The following is a 17,579-nucleotide window of genomic DNA, read 5'->3' as shown; positions in this document are numbered from 1 at the left end:
TGCCCCGCCGCCCGCGCGGCCGAGGCGCCTCGGCGTGCCTCAATCACGCGTGACGCCCGGAGGGAATGCCCTCCGGGCGTCCGTCGTTACGGGTAGCAGAAAGTTCAATCCTCAACTAAACTCGAAGCACAAGGAGGTACCGACATGCCCGCAGTGACTGTCGAGAACCCGCTGGCCCTGCCCCGTGTGGCCGCGCCCGCCGACGCCGTGGAGCGTCCCGTGCTGGCCGTGACGACCGCGCCCAGTGGCTTCGAGGGCGAGGGTTTCCCGGTCCGCCGCGCGTTCGCCGGGATCAATTACAAGCACCTCGACCCGTTCATCATGATGGACCAGATGGGTGAGGTGGAGTACGCGCCGGGCGAGCCGAAGGGCACCCCCTGGCACCCCCACCGCGGCTTCGAGACCGTGACCTACATCATCGACGGCGTCTTCGACCACCAGGACTCGAACGGTGGCGGCGGCACGATCACCAACGGTGACACGCAGTGGATGACGGCGGGCTCGGGCCTGCTGCACATCGAGGCGCCGCCGGAGTCGCTCGTCATGTCCGGCGGCCTGTTCCACGGCCTCCAGCTGTGGGTGAACCTGCCGGCCAAGGACAAGATGATGGCTCCGCGGTACCAGGACATCCGCGGCGGCACGGTGCAGCTGCTCAGCACCCCGGACGGCGGCGCGCTGCTGCGTGTCATAGCCGGCGAGCTCGACGGCCACCAGGGCCCCGGCATCACGCACACGCCGATCACCATGGTCCACGCCACGCTGCGGCCCGGCGCCGAGATCACCCTGCCGTGGCGCGAGGACTTCAACGGACTCGCGTACGTCCTCGCCGGACGCGGCGGCGTGGGCGCGGACCGCCGCCCGGTCCACACCGGCCAGACCGCCGTCTTCGGCGCGGGTTCCTCGCTGACCGTCCGCGCGGACGAGAGGCAGGACTCCAACACGCCGGACCTGGAGGTCGTCCTCCTCGGAGGTCAGCCCATCCGTGAGCCGATGGCCCACTACGGCCCCTTCGTGATGAACACCCGCGATGAGCTGCAGCAGGCTTTCGAGGACTTCCAGAAGGGCCGCCTGGGGACGATCCCGGCGGTGCACGGGATGTCGGAGGGCGGGCTGTAGTCCCTCCCCTTCCCGAGGTCCAGGGGGTGTCGTGCGGATCACCCCCTTCGTTCGACCGGCGCCCTCGCGAGGCCTTCTCCCCCGTTCGGCCTGCGCGGGGGCGCCGACGCGGCTGACGCATGGTCAGCTGGGAGGGTGCAGCTACTCCCCGAGGGTGCCCGGCGGTTGGCGGCCTGGTGTGCCGTGATCCTGTTGGCCGCCGGTGTGGGATGGGTGGGCATCCTGCTCTGCGGGGAATTCCGCACCGCGGTGGTGCCCGTGCTGCTCGCGCTGCTCGGGACCGCCCTGCTGGGGCCGTTGTACCGGCGGCTGGTGAAGGCGCGGGTCAACCGTTCGCTGGCCGCCGCCCTCACCTGCGTCGCGGTGGCCGTCGTGGTCGGTGGCGCCGTCTACATCGTCGTCGCCGCGCTCATCCACACCGGCGCGCAGATCGTGGACTCTCTCCGGATCGCCGCGAGGTCCGTCGCCGAGCACTTCGGAGCGGCCGGGGCCTCGCTCGACGACCTCGCCGCCAACTCCAAGGATCTGCTGACCGAGTTCGGCAGCACGGCCGCGTCCAATGTCGTCAGCGGCGTCAGCATCGTGGGCCAGGCCATCGCCATGGCCTTCCTCGCCCTGTTGCTGGTCTTCTTCTTCCTGCGGGACTCGCACCGGGTCGCCGGAACACTGCGGTCGCTCGCGCCCCGGGGAACCGCCGACATCGTCGAGGCCATGGCCCGGCGCGCCTTCGAGGCCGTCGAGGGGTTCATGCGCGGGACGACGATCATCGCGCTCATCGACGCGCTGTGCATCACCGTCGGGCTCCTGGTCCTGCGGGTCCCGGGTGCGGTGGGGCTCGGCGCGCTCGTCTTCGTCGGGGCGTACATCCCGTATCTCGGCGCGTTCATCTCCGGCACCGTGGCCGTGCTGGTCGCGCTCGCGGACCGGGGGTTCGTCATCGCCCTGTGGGTGCTCGGGGTCGTGCTCGCGGTGCAGGTCCTGGAGGGATACGGCCTCCAGCCGATGATCCAGAGCCGGCAGGTGCAGATGCATCCGGCGGTGGTGCTGCTGGCGATCACGGCGGGCGCGTCCGTCGCGGGCGTCCTCGGCATGCTGCTCGCCGTACCGCTGACGGCCGCCGCCTTCGGTGTGCTGCATGAACTCCGTGCACGTTTCGAGCCGGGCCCGGAAGGGCCGGAGGCACCGGGGTTCCCCGGAGTGCCGGGGGCGCCGGGGCCTTCCGAGGACTCCTAAGCGAGGTCCGCGGCCTCGCCGAAGGCATCGAAGGCCTCCAGCACCGCGGATTCCTGTACGGCCCCGGGCTCCCCGGCATCCGTGTCCGAGGTTTCGGAGAACTCGAACCAGATGGTCTTGCCCTCACCCCGCGGGTCCACCCCCCACGCGTCCGCGAGCAGTTCCACGAGCACCAGTCCGCGTCCGGACGACGCCAGCTCCCCGGGATGGCGCCGGTGCGGCAGGTCGTCGCTGCCGTCGGTGACCTCCACCCGCATCCGCCGCTTGCCCGGTTCGCCCGTCACCTCGGCGACGAGCAGCGCGTCGGCATCGGTGTGCACGAGGACGTTGGTGACCATCTCGGAGACGAGCAGGACCGCGGAGTCGAGCTGGTCGGCGGAGGCCCAGTCGTGCAGGAGCTCCCGCAGCTGCTGCCGGGCCTCCGCGATCCGCTCGGGCTCGGCCTGCGCCACGGTCAGCATCGTGCGGCGCACCATCGGCCGGACGGTCGGGGCCGTGTCGTCGTAGCCGCCCGTCCCGCCCAGCCGGGACAGCAGCAGCACCGCTATGTCGTCCTCGCGCCGGTCGGCCAGCGGACCGGTGGTGTGGTGGGAGGAGGGCCCGTGCACGGTCTGGACGAGCGCGTCGGCGAGGGTCTCCATGTCGCCGTCGTGGGCCTCGAGCGTCCGGCGGATACGGCGCCAGCCGGTGTCGAGGTCGTGGCCGCCGGTCTCGATGAGCCCGTCGGTGCAGACCAGCATGGTCTCGCCCGGCTCCAGGACGAGCCGGGTGGTGGGGTAGTCGGCGTCCGGGTCGATGCCGAGCGGCAGTCCGCCCGCCGTGGGCCGCATCAGCACCGTCCCGTCCGCCATGCGTATCGCGGGGTCGGGATGCCCGGCGCGGGCGATGTCGAGCGTCCCGGTCGCCGGGTCGACCTCGACGTAGAGACAGGTCGCGAAGCGCACGTCGCCGGGGTCCGCCGGGTCCTCGCCCTCGTCGGCGCCGCCGCTCGATCCGTAGGTCACCGAGTCCGTGACCCCGTACAGGAAGCGCGAGGCCCGGGACAGCACCGCGTCGGGGCGGTGGCCCTCGGCGGCGTACGCGCGCAGGGCTATCCGGAGCTGGCCCATCAGGCCCGCGGCGCGGACGTCGTGGCCCTGCACATCACCGATGACCAGGGCGTAGCGGCCGGCCGGCAGCGGGATCATGTCGTACCAGTCGCCGCCGACCTGGAGGCCGCCGCCGGTCGGGACGTAGCGTGCGGCGACGCTCATGCCTGGCATCTGCGGGCCGAGCGTCGGCATCATCGAGCGCTGGAGGCCATCGGTCAGCTCCCGCTCGGTCTCGGCTGCTCCGGCGCGCGAGAGGGCCTGCGCGAGCATGCGGGCGACGGTCGTGAGGACCGAGCGCTCGTCGGGAGTGAAGGTGACGGGATACGTGAAGGCCGCCATCCACGCGCCCATGGTGCTGCCGGCGACGGTGAGCGGCAGGAACGCCCAGGACTGCCGCCCGAAGTGCCGCGCGAGCGGCCAGGAGGCCGGGTAGCGGTCCTTGTAGTCGTCGGGGGACGAGAGGTAGACCGCACGGCCCGTACGGACGACTTCGGCGGCCGGATAGTCCGTGACCAGCGACATGTGGGTGAAGGGTCCCTCGTCGCCCGGTTGGTGCCCGTGATGGCCGATGATCGTCAGCCGGTCGCCCTCCGCGCCGAAGACGGCGAGCCCGTCCGGCGAGAAGCCGGGCATCGACAGCCCCGCCGCCACCCGCAGTACCTCCGCCGTGGACCGCGCCTCGGCCAGCGCCCGCCCCGCGTCCAGCAGGAACGCCTCCCGCGAGCGGCGCCAGTCCCCGGTCACGGGGGTGCGCGCGGCGGCGTCCGGAGGCTGCTCGCTGACCTCCTGAAGGGTGCCGATCAGCTCGAACTGACCGGTCTCGGGGTCGACGATCGGCTTCGAGCGGCTGCGGACCGTGCGGAGCACCCGGCCGTGCCCGTCCATGATCCGCATCCGGGCCTCGGCGAGCGTGCCCTCGGCGGCCGCGAGCTGCACCACCCCGTCCATCTCGTTCCAGTCGACGGGGTGGACATGGGAGCGTGTGCCCGCCTCGGAGAGCGTCGTCCGCTCCGCGGGCATGCCCATGAGCCGTGCGGCTTCCGCGTCGAAGGTGACGAGGCCCGCGGCGTTGTCCCAGCGCCACACGCCCGTCGCGAGAGTGGCCAGGACGGCCCCCACGGCGGGCAGGGGCTCACCAGTGCGCATGGGCCCACTGTACGAACGAGTGATCGGTGCCTGCCACCGATGCCGTCCAGGGCGCCGAGCCGTGGCGGAGCGGTTAATGATGGGGAGGCGGTACTGGGCTGCCCGGTACCCTGGGGGTGTTTCACGTGAAACACGCCCTCAATCCGCGAAGACTGGATGAAACGACGATGCATCGGTACAGGTCCCACACCTGCGGCGAGCTCCGCGCCTCTGACGTCGGCAGCGACGTCCGGCTGAGCGGCTGGCTGCACAATCGCCGAGACCTGGGTGGCATCCTCTTCATCGATCTGCGCGACCACTACGGCATCACGCAGCTCGTCGCCCGCCCCGGCACCGCCGCCTACGAGGCCCTCGACAAGGTCTCCAAGGAATCGACCGTCCGCGTCGACGGCAAGGTCGTCTCGCGCGGTACGGAGAACGTGAACGCGGAGCTGCCGACCGGCGAGATCGAGGTCGAGGTCGGCGAGGTCGAGCTGCTCGGCGCCGCCCAGCCGCTGCCCTTCACGATCAACGCCGAGGACGGGGTCAACGAGGAGCGGCGCCTGGAGTACCGCTTCCTCGACCTGCGCCGCGAGCGCATGCACCGCAACATCCTGCTGCGTACGGCCGTGATCTCCGCGATCCGTCACAAGATGACGGCGCTGGGCTTCAACGAGATGGCGACCCCGATCCTCAGCGCCACCTCCCCCGAGGGCGCGCGCGACTTCGTGGTCCCCTCCCGGCTGAACCCCGGCAAGTTCTACGCGCTCCCGCAGGCGCCGCAGCAGTTCAAGCAGCTGCTGATGATCTCCGGCTTCGACCGCTACTTCCAGATCGCGCCCTGCTTCCGCGACGAGGACGCCCGCGCGGACCGTTCGCCGGGCGAGTTCTACCAGCTCGACGTCGAGATGTCCTTCGTCGAGCAGGAGGACGTGTTCCAGCCCATCGAGAAGCTCATGACGGAGCTGTTCGAGGAGTTCGGCGGTGACCGTCACGTCACCTCCCCCTTCCCGCGCATCCCGTTCCGCGAGTCGATGCTGAAGTACGGCTCCGACAAGCCGGACCTGCGGGCCCAGCTCGAGCTCACCGACATCACCGACATCTTCGAGGGCTCCGAGTTCAAGGCCTTCGCGGGCAAGCACGTGCGCGCCCTGGCGGTGCCGGACGTGGCCGGTCAGACCCGGAAGTTCTTCGACGGCCTCGGTGACTACGCGGTCGAGCAGGGCGCGAAGGGCCTGGCCTGGGTGCGCGTGGGCGAGGACGGCTCGCTGACCGGCCCGATCGCCAAGTTCCTCACCGAGGACAACGTCGCCGAGCTGACCAAGCGCCTCTCCCTGGCCGCCGGTCACGCGGTGTTCTTCGGCGCGGGCGAGTTCGACGAGGTCTCGAAGATCATGGGCGCGGTGCGGGTCGAGGCCGCGAAGCGCTCGGGCAACTTCGAGGAGAACGTCTTCCGCTTCTGCTGGATCGTCGACTTCCCGATGTACGAGAAGGACGAGGACACCGGGAAGATCGACTTCTCGCACAACCCGTTCTCCATGCCGCAGGGCGGTCTGGAGGCCCTGGAGACCCAGGACCCGCTGGACATCCTCGGCTGGCAGTACGACATCGTCTGCAACGGCGTCGAGCTGTCCTCCGGCGCGATCCGGAACCACGAGCCCGAGATCATGCTCAAGGCCTTCGAGATCGCGGGCTACGACCGGGAGACCGTCGAGGAGCAGTTCGCCGGCATGCTGCGCGCCTTCCGCTTCGGCGCCCCGCCGCACGGCGGGATCGCCCCCGGCGTCGACCGCATCGTCATGCTGCTCGCGGACGAGCCGAACATCCGCGAGACGATCGCGTTCCCGCTCAACGGCAACGCGCAGGACCTGATGATGGGCGCGCCCACGGAGCTGGACGAGACCCGGCTGCGCGAGCTGCACCTCTCGGTGCGCAAGCCGCAGCCGAAGTAGGCCTCGCACGCCGAAGTAGGCCTCGCTCACTGAAGTGGCTCGGAACCGACGACGGTTCCGGGCCACTTTCATGTGCGGTGCGAACCCACAGTCCGCACCCACGCTGCTGACAGGACGGCTCCCTATCGTCCGGCGCATGACTGAGACTCAAGGACCCGCGCACAAACGGAACATGACCCGGCGCAAGGTCGTCATCGCAGGTGGAGCGGCCGTGGCGGCCGTGGGCGTGGGCGGCGGTATCGCCGTGACCGCGTCCGCGGACGAGGTCACGACCGGCAGCGCGGCGGCCGCGTCCGGCGCGGAGACCTGCTACACGCTGACCTCGGAGACCACCGAGGGCCCCTACTACATCGACGCGGACAAGCTCCGCCAGGACATCACCGAGGACCAGGAGGGCATCCCTCTGACCCTCAAGCTCAAGGTGATCGACGCGGAGACCTGCAAGCCGGTCAGGAACGCCGCGGTGGACATCTGGCACTGCTCGGCGCTGGGCGTGTACTCCGGCTACGAGGCGATGAGCAACGGCGGTGGCGGCGGCGCTCCGTCGGGCGGGCCCACGGACGCCCCGTCCGGCACCCCCTCGGGCACGCCGACCGGCGAACCCCCGTCCGGCGGGCCCTCCGGAGGCACCGGTGGCGGCCACTCCGAGCCCACCGACGACGAGCGGTATCTGCGCGGCACCTGGAAGACCGACAAGCACGGCTACGTCACCTTCAGGACGGTGTTCCCCGGCTGGTACCAGGGCCGCTGTGTCCACATCCACGTGAAGGTCCATGTGGACGGCACATGGACCGACGCGGGCTACGAGGGCGGCCACACCTGCCACACCGGCCAGCTCTTCTTCGACGAGAAGGCGGTCCTGGCGTCGGCGGAGGTCTCCCCGTACTCCACGAACACCACCACCCGCACGACGCTGGACGAGGACACGATCTACCCGGACAACGGTCACGAGGGCGGGCTCCTGTACCTCTCGTACAGCAGGAAGCACATCGCCAAGGGCGTCCACGCCCACCTGACGATGGGCGTCGCCCCGGACGAGACCCACGACAGCACGGACACCCAGCCGAACGCGTCCGCTTCGGCGTCATAGCCGCCGCGAGTCGATCGGCTCTGCTCCGGGGGTGCCTGCGGGAAGGTTCACGCCGCCGCGGTCAGTTCGCACCAGATGAACTTGCCGGCGCCCCCGGGGCTTCGGGCTCCGCCGAGCCGGTACCAGCCCCAGTCGTCCGCGCATCCGTGTACGAGGGTGAGACCGCGTCCTGATTCGCCGTGCGCCTCTGGTGGAGCGGGGGCCGGCGGGGTGGGGTCCGCGTCCCACACGCCGATGCGGAGCACCCCGCGGGCCCAGCGGAGACGTATGGCCGCGGGGCCCTTGGTGTGCTGCACGGCGTTGGTGACCAGCTCGGTTGCGACGAGTTCGGCCACTTCCGCGAGATGCGGCAGGCCGTGCAGGGTGAGGATCAGGCGGAGGGCGCGGCGGCAGATCGTGACAGCACGGGGGTCGTTGGGGACGGAGAGGGTGTACTCCCAGCGGTCGTCATCGGGTTCGCCGGTTTCGGGCATGCGGAACTCCTGGTCAGGGAGGGGATGGCGGTCGTCGGGCGGTGGCAGTGTCGCCCCCGCCGTGGCATGGCGGGGCGGTGCGCTTCCGGGGTTCCGGCGTTCCGCAGAGTGTGCGTCGCATCACTGACGGTAGGGCATTAATTTCTGCCCGTGCAAGCCGCTCGCGTAATCTGACTCCGGACGAGCGAGACCAACCGGCGCTCGTACAAGGTCCATTGAGAGGAACGGGCACGCATGCCACCGAGGAGTCAGCCGACCGCTCGTCAGGTCCGCCTCGGCACTGAGCTGCGACGACTGCGTGACGCTGCCGGAATGACCGCTAGGGATGTGGCCCAGTTCCTGGGATCGACTTCGGCGCAGATGAGCCAGATGGAGGCGGGGATCGCCGGGGTCAGCGAGAAGCGCCTGCGCAGGCTGGCGGCGCACTACGGCTGCGCGGACGAGGCGTTGATCGACGGCCTCGTCGACATGGCCGCAGACCGGACGCGTGGCTGGTGGGAAGAGTATGCGCAGGTACTGCCGCCGGTATTCGGCGACTTGGCGGAGCTGGAGCACCATGCGCGCTTCATGCAGGTGATCGCCACCGCGCACGTACCCGGTCTGCTTCAGACGGAGGACTACGCCCGCGCTGTGCTCTCCTACCGGGTTCCCGAGCTTCCGGACAGTGAGTTGGAGCCCAGACTGACGCACCGGATGCGCCGAAAGTCGGCCCTCTCGCGAGAGGCGGCGCCTGGCTACGAGGCGGTGGTACACGAATCCGCGTTGCGCACGCGCGTGGCGGATCGACGAGTGGCGCGTGCCCAGCTCGACGAGTTGCTGGGGGCGTCGGAGCGGCCCAACGTCTCGGTACGAGTGATTCCGTTCGACGTCGACGGATTCGCCGGAGCCAGTTCGATGATGTTGTACGCGGGCGGTCAGGTGACCGCGTTGGACACCGCGCAGCGGGACGCGCCGTACGGCTCGGTCTTCCTGGATGCCTCCGCTCAACTCCTCGCCATGCGAACACTCTTCCGTAAGGTGGAGTCGGCCTCTCTGGAGCCCGCCAAGTCGCGGGACTTCATGCACCGACTGGCGAAGGAGATCTGAGCCGTGACGCAGTGGCAGAAGTCCTCGTTCTCCGGCCCCGGTGACGGCAACGAGTGCGTGGAGCTCGCCCGTGTCGAGGACACAGTGCTGCTCCGTGAGAGCGATGATCCGGGACGAATAGTCGCCGTCACCCGGCAGGGGCTGGCCGCACTGCTGTGCCGGCTCCGTGTGAGCCGTACCGGGTGATCGTCCACTGATGTGGATGCATCGAGCACCGCTCAGGTGTCGTACGTGCCGTCCCACGGCTCGGAGAAGCCGAGGCGGTCCGGGTACAGCTCGGCCCAGGCCTCGCCCTCGTCCACGCCGGTCAGCAGGCCGAACAGCACGCCGTCGACGGTGAGCTGGAACGGCCGGATCGCGATGTCCGTGTACGAGCGCCGGGGCAGGCTGCGCAGCAGCTTCGCCAGGTGGATGCGGGCACGTGAGAGCACCGAGCTGTCGCCGTACGGGTCTCGCTGCTGCTCGGCCCAGGTGCCGGCGCACCAGACCTCCGAGTCGCGGTAGCGGCCCTCGGAGTCGAAGGTGTGGAGCACTGTGTACAGACGTTTGTGCTCTTCCCAGCCGTCGTCGGGACGGAACCCTTCGGGGAAGGCGTACGTGATCGACGCCAGGAACTGACCGTCCGCGAACCGGCCGATTGTCTCGGTGCGGTGCTTCGGTTCGTAGGCGATCGGAATGACCTCGGGGACTGCCATGGCGGAAACCATACGGGTGATCGAGGGCCTTGTGGAGCCGGGGTCCACTCCGGATCGGCGGGACCGGACAGAGGGGGCTTTTCCCGGCTCGTCGCCCGCTCGTCGCCGGTTGGTCGCCCGGTCGCCACAGGGCCCTCACCAGGCCTCCAGCCGGTCTCCGGCGCCTCGTCGGCGGCCTCGGCGGGCGCGGCCCGGGGTATGCCGAAGAGGGGCCCGGGACGTGTGGTCCCGGGCCCCTTCTCGGGTGCTGCGCCTCAGGTGCGGAGCCTCAGGAGAGTGACCGGTATCCGCTCCAGCCGGTGGCGATCTTCGTGCGCGAACCGAACGATCCCTTGCCGTCCCCGCTGTTGCGGTAGAGGTTGCCGCCGCTGTCGCGGCAGACCAGGTCGGCCCTGCCGTCGTCGGTGATGTCACCGACGCCGACGACGGCGTTGTAGGAGCTGCCCCAGTCGCCGAACACCTTCACGCGGGCGGCGAAGGTTCCGTCCCCCTTGCCGTTGTAGCGGTAGAGGGTGTTGGACGTGTCCTGCGCGAGCAGGTCGCCGATGCCGTCGCCGTCGAGGTCACCGGCACCGACGATCTTCTTGTAGCTCTTCCAGCTGTCGTAGAGCTTCACACGGGCGGACAGCGTGCCCGTGCTCGTTCCCTTGTAGAGGTAGACGGTCCCGCTGGACGCGACGCGCGCGATCAGGTCCGGACGGCCGTCACCGCTCACGTCGCCGGGCGAGGTCAGCACGTCGTACTGCGTCCAGCCGCTGCTCGCGAGGGTGGTGTACGACGTCTTCGGAGTGACCGCCTCGCCGCAGTGCGGCTTGTACGCCCGCAGGGCGCCGCTGCTCAGCCGGACGAGGACGTCGTTGCAGCGGTCCCCGTTGAGATCGCCGAACGGCACGGCCTTGATGCTGGTGGCCCAGCCGGAACCGCTGATCTTGTCGCCGAACGTGCCGCTGCCGGTGCCCGACTGGAAGGTCAGACCGCCGGAGGAGTTCAAGGTGAGGAGGTCGCCGCGGCCGTCCGGACCTTCCGCGCTGGAGAAGTCGTGCCGGACCGGCGCGCCTCCCTCCAGGAAGCCCTTGCCGGTCGCGACGGTGACCGCCGAGGCGGTGCCGGTGCCCGTGGCCTTGAGGGTCCAGGTGTACTGCCCGTTGGGGAAGCGGGCGTTGTCGACCGTCGTGCCGTACCAGTCCGTGGCCACCCAGGCGGTGGACGCGCCCCCGGTGACCGTGCGGGTCGCCTTGCCCCGCGCACCGCTCTGGACGGACGTGAAGGTCACCGACCAGGAGGTGACCGGGCGGGACAGCAGCCAGGAGCCGTGGAAGGGCGCGCTGGAGCCGACGTAGACGTAGTCCGATGTCTCGGTCTTGAGCGACGTGACGGCCGACGGCGTGACACCGGTCCTGGCGATGTGCGTCCGCTCGTACAGATCGGTCCAGGCCACCAGGCCCGTGTATTCGTCCACGGTCCACTTGAAGCGGCGGTCCATGGCGAGGCCGGTGTCGGCGACATCGGTCGCGAGCACACGGCTGGTGCCGGTGGCCGCGTCCGTCAGGACCAGGGTGCCCGCGGCGCGGTCGTGGCGGACGGTGAAGCCGTCGCCGAGCAGCACGTCGCCGCCGTTCACCGCCCGGGAGGTGGCGGCCCTGGTGTCGTACACGCCGGCCGAGCCGTCGCCGCACGCCCAGTACACCCAGCGGCCCGTCGCCTGGAGTTCGCCCGGCACGCAGGACATGCCGGGAACGGTCACCGTCGCGAGGGTCTTGTCCTCGGTCAGGCTGTACGAGGTGAGCTTGCCGGTCGTCGAGGCGCTCCAGAGGGTCGCGCCGTTCAGCGCGGCGGCGCGCACCGACCGCTTCAGCTTCTGTCCCTGGCCGAACTCGCCGATGTACTGCATCGGGGAGGTGTCCCCGGAGTCGTAGACCGCGTAGTTGTCCGAGACGTCGACGATGTGGCCGCCCGTGGTGCCGAACTCCAGGGTCCAGTCCGAGGAGCCGTCCAGCATGGCGACCAGCCGGTCCTTACCGGTCAGACCGGTGCCGGTGGTGCCGAGGAAGGCGTCCCGGGGGCTGTTGCCGAGGTTGCCCCAGAGCATCGAGCAGGCCACGCCCGTGTACGCGCAGCGCGTGAGCACCTTGTCCCCGGCCTCGGGCGCGGAGGCGGTGAGCTGTCCGCCGGCCACGGCGAGCGTGCGCAGCGAGGTGGTGTCCATGGTGCCGCTCGGGTCGTCCTCGGCGACGCGCAGGCCGCCGCGGCTGAGGGCCAGGCCGGTCTTCGCGTTCTCCGTCGCCGGGATCTGGGCGAGCTGCTCCAGGCCGGGCGTACCGTCCGCGGCCACGGTGAAGCGCCGCACCCACCAGTCGCTCGCGCCGGTGCCGCCGGTGACGAGGGCGGCGTTGCCGGACGCGCGGACCACGTATGCCCCCGCCTTGGCCGCCAGGGTGCGTGAGGAACCGTCCTTCAGGGAGACGGCCCGCAGCTCGCTGGTGCCGGTGCCGGTGTCCAGCGGGAGCAGCAGCCAGTCGCCGGAGAGCACCGGGGCGCCGTCGAGCTGGGCACCGGGCGAGGGCAGATCGATCACCTGCTCGTCGGCGCCCGGGTCAGTGCGCGGTTTGACGTGCAGGTCGGCGCCTGCGGAGTCGTACCAGCCGATCCGGTCGTCGTCGAGGACGCCGTACTGCTGCGAGTACGGACCGGAGGAGGCCGGAGTGGCGGTGGCCGTGGCCAGGTCGAGGTAGTACAGGGAGCTGTCGACCTTGAACAGCACGCCGTGCGCGTCGGCGGCCTTGACCGCGCCCGAGGTGATCCGCATCCAGTCGGGTGTGATGGCGCGGGAGCGCCAGGTGCCGTCGACGAGGTCGTGCAGTGACTTCTCGGTGACGACGGTCCGTCCGGCCAGCCCCCGGTACCCCTCGTCGGAGGTGAACGACGACGTCGTCCGGGTCGCCGGGTCCCACAGGGCGACGGAGCCGGACGACGGCAGCGCGACCAGGTCGGCGTCGCTGCCGTACCAGGCGGTGGGGCAGGTCGAAGAGCCGAGGCTCGCGCACACACCCGCGGGCGTGTACATGCCGTCGGCGGTCCGGACGACCGTGCTGGTGCCGTCGGCGTAGTCCGTCCACAGCAGCCCGGTGATCCCGGTCTGCCGGTGGAGGAAGCCGCTCGCGCCGGCCACCAGCGGCCGGTCGGCGCGCGGTTGCGTGCCGACGGGGTCGGTCAGGGTGATCTCGGAAGTGGACCCGGCCGGTGCGGCCGGCTCCGCCGAGGCGCCGTTCTGCGGCAGAACGGCGATGGTGGCGGCCGCCACGGCGACCGCTATGGATGAGACGGCCGCGGCAAGGCCGCGCCGTCTCGGGGCGTGTCTGCCCACGTGAACTGTCCCTCCCCGCGAGGGCCCCCGCCCTCGCACAAGTGCGCGGATGCTAGCAGGGGTTGACAGGGAGCCTCGCGGGGAGGGTGCGGTATCGCCGCAGGTGAGCCGGGTTCGGCCGTCCCGTGGCGGGCGGCGTCCGGAGGTGCTGCGGCGGGCGGGGCTACTTCGCCACGTACTGGGTCAGGATCGCCTGGACCTCGTAGATGTCGACGCCCTTGGTGAAGGTCTTCTCGATGGGAAGCGCGGTGCCGGAGACCCAGATCTTGAGCTCTGCGTCGAGGTCGAAGGTGCCGGCGGTCTCCACCGCGAAGTGGGTGATGCTCCGGTACGGGACGGAGTGGTACTCCACCTTCTTGCCGGTGATGCCCTGCTTGTCGACCAGGATGAGGCGACGGTCGGTGAACAGGATGGTGTCACGTATCAGTTGGTACGCGGCGTGGACCTGCTCGTTCTGACCCAGCAGGCGGGCGAAGTCCTGCTGCGCCGTAGCCGGGTCGATGGTGTGCGCGTTTCCGAAGAGCGCCATGGATGAACCCCCCACTCAGTGGACTCGTCTGCCCACTCGTGTCCCAGGAAGCCAACGGCTTCACATGATCTTGGCAATGTATCCCGCCCGAAAACGGGAGCACAGAGGACGAGGAAGTTCCGTTCCCGACGCGCGAAAGAGCCCGGGAACGGTTGGTTCGTTCCCGGGCTCCTGTCGAGCGGCAGCCGTTACTCGGGCGAGCCGCCGAAGCGCTCCTTGTACGACTCCAGGTCCTCGTCCGTGATCTTGGCGAAGAGGACCGGGGGAACGGTGAAGGGGGTGCCGGAGGGAAGGAAGGACAGGGCGCGGGCCTCGTCCGGCGTCACCCAGGTCGCCGAGTCGTCCGCGAGAGCGAACGCCGAACGCATCGCGCGGGCGGACGCCGGGATGAAGGGTTCCGAGACCACCGAGTACAGGTGGATCAGGTTCATCGCCGTACGGAGCGTCAGTGCCGCGCCCTCGGGGCTGGTCTTGATCTCCAGCCAGGGAGCCTTCTCCTCCAGGTAGGAGTTGCCCGCCGACCACAGGGCGCGCAGCGCGGCGGCCGCCTTGCGGAACTGGAGGGCCTCCATCTGGGTCTCGTACTCCGCGAGCAGGCCCGCGATCTCCTCGCCCAGCTTCGCCTCGGCCTCGCCGGCCTCCGAGCCCGCCGGGACCTCCTCGCCGAAGCGCTTCTTGGAGAAGGACAGGACGCGGTTGACGAAGTTGCCGAGGGTGTCGGCCAGGTCCTTGTTGACCGTGGCCGTGAAGTGCTCCCAGGTGAACGACGAGTCGTCCGACTCGGGGGCGTTGGCGATGAGGAAGTAGCGCCAGTAGTCGGCGGGCAGGATGTCCAGGGCGTGGTCCGTGAAGACGCCGCGCTTCTGGGACGTGGAGAACTTCCCGCCGTAGTACGTCAGCCAGTTGAAGGCCTTGACGTAGTCGACCTTCTTCCACGGCTCACGCACGCCCAGCTCGGTGGCCGGGAACATGACGGTGTGGAAGGGCACGTTGTCCTTCGCCATGAACTGCGTGTAGCGGACCGGGTTCTCGCCGGAGTCCGCGTCGTACCACCAGGACTTCCAGTCGCGGTTCTCCGTGTCCTGGTCGGACCACTCCTTCGTTGCGCCGATGTACTCGATCGGGGCGTCGAACCAGACGTAGAAGACCTTGCCCTCGGCGGCCAGCTCCGGCCACGTGTCGGACGGGACCGGGACGCCCCAGTCCAGGTCGCGGGTGATCGCGCGGTCGTGCAGGCCCTCGGTCAGCCACTTGCGGGCGATGGAGGAGGCGAGCTGCGGCCACTCGGACTCGTGGCGGGCCACCCACTCCTCGACCTCGTGCTGGAGCTTCGACTGGAGGAGGAAGAGGTGCTTCGTCTCGCGGACCTCCAGGTCCGTCGAGCCGGAGATCGCCGAACGCGGGTTGATCAGGTCCGTGGGGTCGAGCACACGCGTGCAGTTCTCGCACTGGTCGCCGCGGGCCTTGTCGTAACCGCAGTGCGGGCACGTGCCCTCTACATAGCGGTCCGGCAGGAAACGGCCGTCGGTGGGCGAGTACACCTGGCGGATCGCGCGCTCCTCGATGAAGCCGTTCTCGTTCAGGCGGCGCGCGAAGTGCTGGGTGATCTCACGGTTCTCCGGGCTGGAGCTGCGGCCGAAGTAGTCGAAGGCCAGCTCGAAGCCGTCGTACACGGCCTTTTGCGCGTCGTGCGCCTGCGCGCAGAACTCGTCGACCGGCAGGCCGCGCTCCTTGGCCGCCAGCTCGGCGGGGGTGCCGTGCTCGTCCGTCGCGCAGATGTACAGGACGTCGTGGCCGCGCTGGCGGAGGTACCGGGAGTACACGTCCGCCGGGAGCATGGACCCCACCATGTTGCCCAGGTGCTTGATCCCGTTGATGTACGGAAGGGCGCTGGTGATGAGGTGTCGAGCCATCGCGGGCTGCTCCCAAGTCGCTACGTGGGGCGACGATCGCGTCGGTTTCGCTGTCGGCGGGTCGTCGTCGGTGAACCTTGAAATCGTAGCCGACATGGGTGGGCCGCCCGCTTCCCGTTTTAAGGGGTGGGAAGCGGGCGGCCCGGTGGTGCGAGGTGCGGGTCGTACGGGGTTACGGGCGCCAGTTCTCCAGAACGCCGTCGTAGACCTCGACGTCCGTCAGTTCGCGCGGGGCCGGGCCCGCGTGGAAGAAGGCCGTGTTCCCGGTCTTCAGCCGACGGAGGTAGTCGAAGGCCTTGTTGTCGTGCTCGCCGAAGGCGACGAACGAGAAGAAGACGCCCGGGTGGTCCTTCGCCGCGTCGGTGAGGGACTGGGTGGCGGGGGTCTTTGCGTCGGGGGCGCCGTCCGTCTGGAAGATCACCAGGGCCGGGTCGGTGGTGTCCGACTTCTGGTAGTGGGTGACGACTTCCTCCACCGCCGCGTGGTAGCTCGTACGGCCCATGCGGCCGAGGCCGGCGTGCAGCTCGTCGACCTTGTTCTCGTGCTCGGTGAGCGTGAGAGCGCCGGTGCCGTCCAGCTCCGTGGAGAAGAAGACGACGTGGACGGTCGCGTTCGGGTCCAGGTGGGCGGCGAGGGCCAGGGCCTGCTCGCCGAGGGCCTGGGCGGAGCCGTCCTTGTAGTACGCGCGCATGGACGCGGAGCGGTCGAGGACGAGGTAGATCTTGGCGCGTGTGCCGGTGAGGTCCCGCTTCTGGAGCGCGGTACCCGCTTCGTTGTACGCCGTGACCAGGGCCGGGGCCTCGGACTTGACCCGCGTCAGCGGGACGGCGGAGACACCCGGGGTCGCCTCCGCCTCGGCGTCGGCCTCGACCTCCGCCTCGGCTTCGCCTTCGGCCCCAGCCTCGGCTTCGCCTTCGGCCCCAGCCTCGGCTTCGCCTTCGGCGTCCTCGTTCCCACCCGCACCACCCGTGCTGCCTTCGACCTCGGCTGCGGGTGCCACCTGTGGGGCCTCGCCGCCGTCGGCGGCCGCGGGCTCGTCCACCTGCGCGGCCACGGGCGTGACCTCCTCGGCGACGACGGGCTCCGCCTCGGGCTCGACCACGGCAACGGGCTCGACGACCGGCTCCGCCTCGGCCACGGGCTCCGGCTCGGTCTCTACGACCGGCTCGGCTTCCGTCTCAGCGACAGGCTCGGCAACGGGCTCGGCCTCTACGACCGCTTCCGCCTCGACCGCGGCGACCTCGGGCTCGACCGTCGGCTCAGCCTCGGCGACGGGCTCGGCCTCCTCGGCGACCGGCTCCGCCTCGGCGGCGGGCTCGGCCTCCGCCTCGGCGACCGGCTCAGCCTCAGCAACGGGCTCAGCCTCGGCGACGGGCTCAGCAACCGGCTCAGCCTCGGCGGCCGGCTCCGCCTCGGGCTCGGTGACCGGCTCGGTCTCGGTCTCGGCCGTCGGCTCTGCTGCCGGCGCCGGTTCCGGCTTTGCCTCTGTGGGCGTTTCCGGGGTCTCTTCCGTCGGCTGTTCTGCCGTGGGGGTCCCCTCCGAAGCGGGGGACGAGGTCTGCTTCGGCACCGTCACGTTGTCGAAGGCGGCCGAAACCAGCTCGTCGACCACGGAGGGCTCGGGCTCGGAGGCGGGAGCCGGAATCTTCGGCTCGGCCTCCGTCACCCGGGCGGAGGCCGGCTCGGCCTCCGGGGACGGCGCCGGCTCCGTGGCGGGAGCCGGGACCGTCGGAGTCGACGTTGCCTCTCGCGAGGTCTCCACGTCGGCGTCACGACCCTTGCGTGAGCGGCCGAACGCATTCCGCAGGAGAGTGAGAATGCCCATGTGCGCAACCCTTCGCGTGAGTTGATCCCGTCAATCCCTGGCCAGGACGGACACGTAAGGTTAGCGGCCACAGAAGGTGATCTTCGG

13 protein-coding genes are annotated in these 17,579 nt (G+C 70.3%); 6 read left to right on the top strand and 7 right to left on the bottom strand.

Annotated elements, in window-relative coordinates:
* Nucleotides 1-144 precede the first annotated feature (144 nt).
* Nucleotides 145-1,116: a pirin family protein gene (locus tag OOK38_RS12900; protein ID WP_266760727.1), complete on the top strand. Its 972-nt coding sequence runs from the start codon at nt 145-147 to the stop codon at nt 1,114-1,116.
* Nucleotides 1,117-1,251: 135 nt separating this feature from the next.
* A complete protein-coding gene (locus tag OOK38_RS12895) occupies nt 1,252-2,349 on the top strand; it encodes an AI-2E family transporter (protein ID WP_266760729.1) in 1,098 nt (365 codons plus the stop codon).
* On the opposite strand, the gene OOK38_RS12890 is transcribed toward OOK38_RS12895, so the two are convergent.
* Nucleotides 2,346-4,586 carry a SpoIIE family protein phosphatase gene (locus OOK38_RS12890; protein WP_266760731.1) on the bottom strand — a complete coding sequence of 747 codons (2,241 nt, stop codon included), beginning with the start codon at nt 4,584-4,586 and terminating at the stop codon, nt 2,346-2,348. The two genes, OOK38_RS12895 and OOK38_RS12890, sit on opposite strands and share 4 nt — an antisense overlap.
* A 167-nt stretch (nt 4,587-4,753) precedes the next feature.
* On the opposite strand from OOK38_RS12890, the gene aspS reads away from it, so the two are divergent.
* Together aspS and OOK38_RS12880 are read left to right on the top strand one after the other, a co-directional pair.
* Nucleotides 4,754-6,517 (top strand): aspartate--tRNA ligase, encoded by a 1,764-nt coding sequence (aspS, locus tag OOK38_RS12885; protein ID WP_266760733.1) that lies wholly within the window; start codon nt 4,754-4,756, stop codon nt 6,515-6,517.
* 136 nt (nt 6,518-6,653) lie between these two features.
* Nucleotides 6,654-7,607: an intradiol ring-cleavage dioxygenase gene (locus OOK38_RS12880; RefSeq protein WP_266760734.1), complete on the top strand. Its 954-nt coding sequence runs from the start codon at nt 6,654-6,656 to the stop codon at nt 7,605-7,607.
* Between the two features lie 47 nt (nt 7,608-7,654).
* On the opposite strand, the gene OOK38_RS12875 is transcribed toward OOK38_RS12880, so the two are convergent.
* A complete protein-coding gene (locus OOK38_RS12875; protein ID WP_266760736.1) occupies nt 7,655-8,080 on the bottom strand; it encodes an ATP-binding protein in 426 nt (141 codons plus the stop codon).
* A 234-nt stretch (nt 8,081-8,314) separates the two neighbouring features.
* Here OOK38_RS12875 and OOK38_RS12870 point away from each other — a divergent pair, with 234 nt between their 5' ends.
* Nucleotides 8,315-9,166, top strand: a complete 852-nt coding sequence (locus OOK38_RS12870; RefSeq protein ID WP_266760738.1) for a helix-turn-helix transcriptional regulator — start codon at nt 8,315-8,317, stop codon at nt 9,164-9,166.
* A gap of 3 nt (nt 9,167-9,169) precedes the next feature.
* Entirely contained in the window at nt 9,170-9,352 is a 183-nt protein-coding gene (locus tag OOK38_RS12865) for a DUF397 domain-containing protein (protein ID WP_266760739.1), read from the top strand.
* A 32-nt stretch (nt 9,353-9,384) separates the two neighbouring features.
* Here OOK38_RS12865 and OOK38_RS12860 read toward each other — a convergent pair whose 3' ends face one another.
* From OOK38_RS12860 to OOK38_RS12840, 5 genes are all read right to left on the bottom strand, one after another.
* The gene (locus OOK38_RS12860) at nt 9,385-9,861 is read right to left on the bottom strand and encodes a hypothetical protein (protein WP_266760740.1); all 477 of its coding nucleotides are present in this window, start codon (nt 9,859-9,861) and stop codon (nt 9,385-9,387) included.
* 268 nt (nt 9,862-10,129) lie between these two features.
* Nucleotides 10,130-13,162 carry an FG-GAP-like repeat-containing protein gene (locus tag OOK38_RS12855; protein ID WP_266848413.1) on the bottom strand — a complete coding sequence of 1,011 codons (3,033 nt, stop codon included), beginning with the start codon at nt 13,160-13,162 and terminating at the stop codon, nt 10,130-10,132.
* A gap of 226 nt (nt 13,163-13,388) precedes the next feature.
* Entirely contained in the window at nt 13,389-13,754 is a 366-nt protein-coding gene (locus tag OOK38_RS12850; RefSeq protein WP_266760742.1) for a PH domain-containing protein, read from the bottom strand.
* Nucleotides 13,755-13,942: 188 nt separating this feature from the next.
* On the bottom strand, nt 13,943-15,667 hold the full coding sequence (metG, locus tag OOK38_RS12845; protein ID WP_266760743.1) for a methionine--tRNA ligase: 1,725 nt from the start codon (nt 15,665-15,667) through the stop codon (nt 13,943-13,945).
* Nucleotides 15,668-15,839: 172 nt separating this feature from the next.
* A complete protein-coding gene (locus tag OOK38_RS12840) occupies nt 15,840-17,492 on the bottom strand; it encodes a VWA domain-containing protein (RefSeq protein ID WP_266760745.1) in 1,653 nt (550 codons plus the stop codon).
* Between the last annotated feature and the right edge of the window lie 87 nt (nt 17,493-17,579).

Source organism: Streptomyces sp. NBC_00568 (genome assembly GCF_026341855.1).
Taxonomy (GTDB): Bacteria; Actinomycetota; Actinomycetes; order Streptomycetales; family Streptomycetaceae; genus Streptomyces.
Note: the sequence above shows the minus strand (reverse complement) of the source record. Positions and strands in the feature narration are given on the sequence as shown.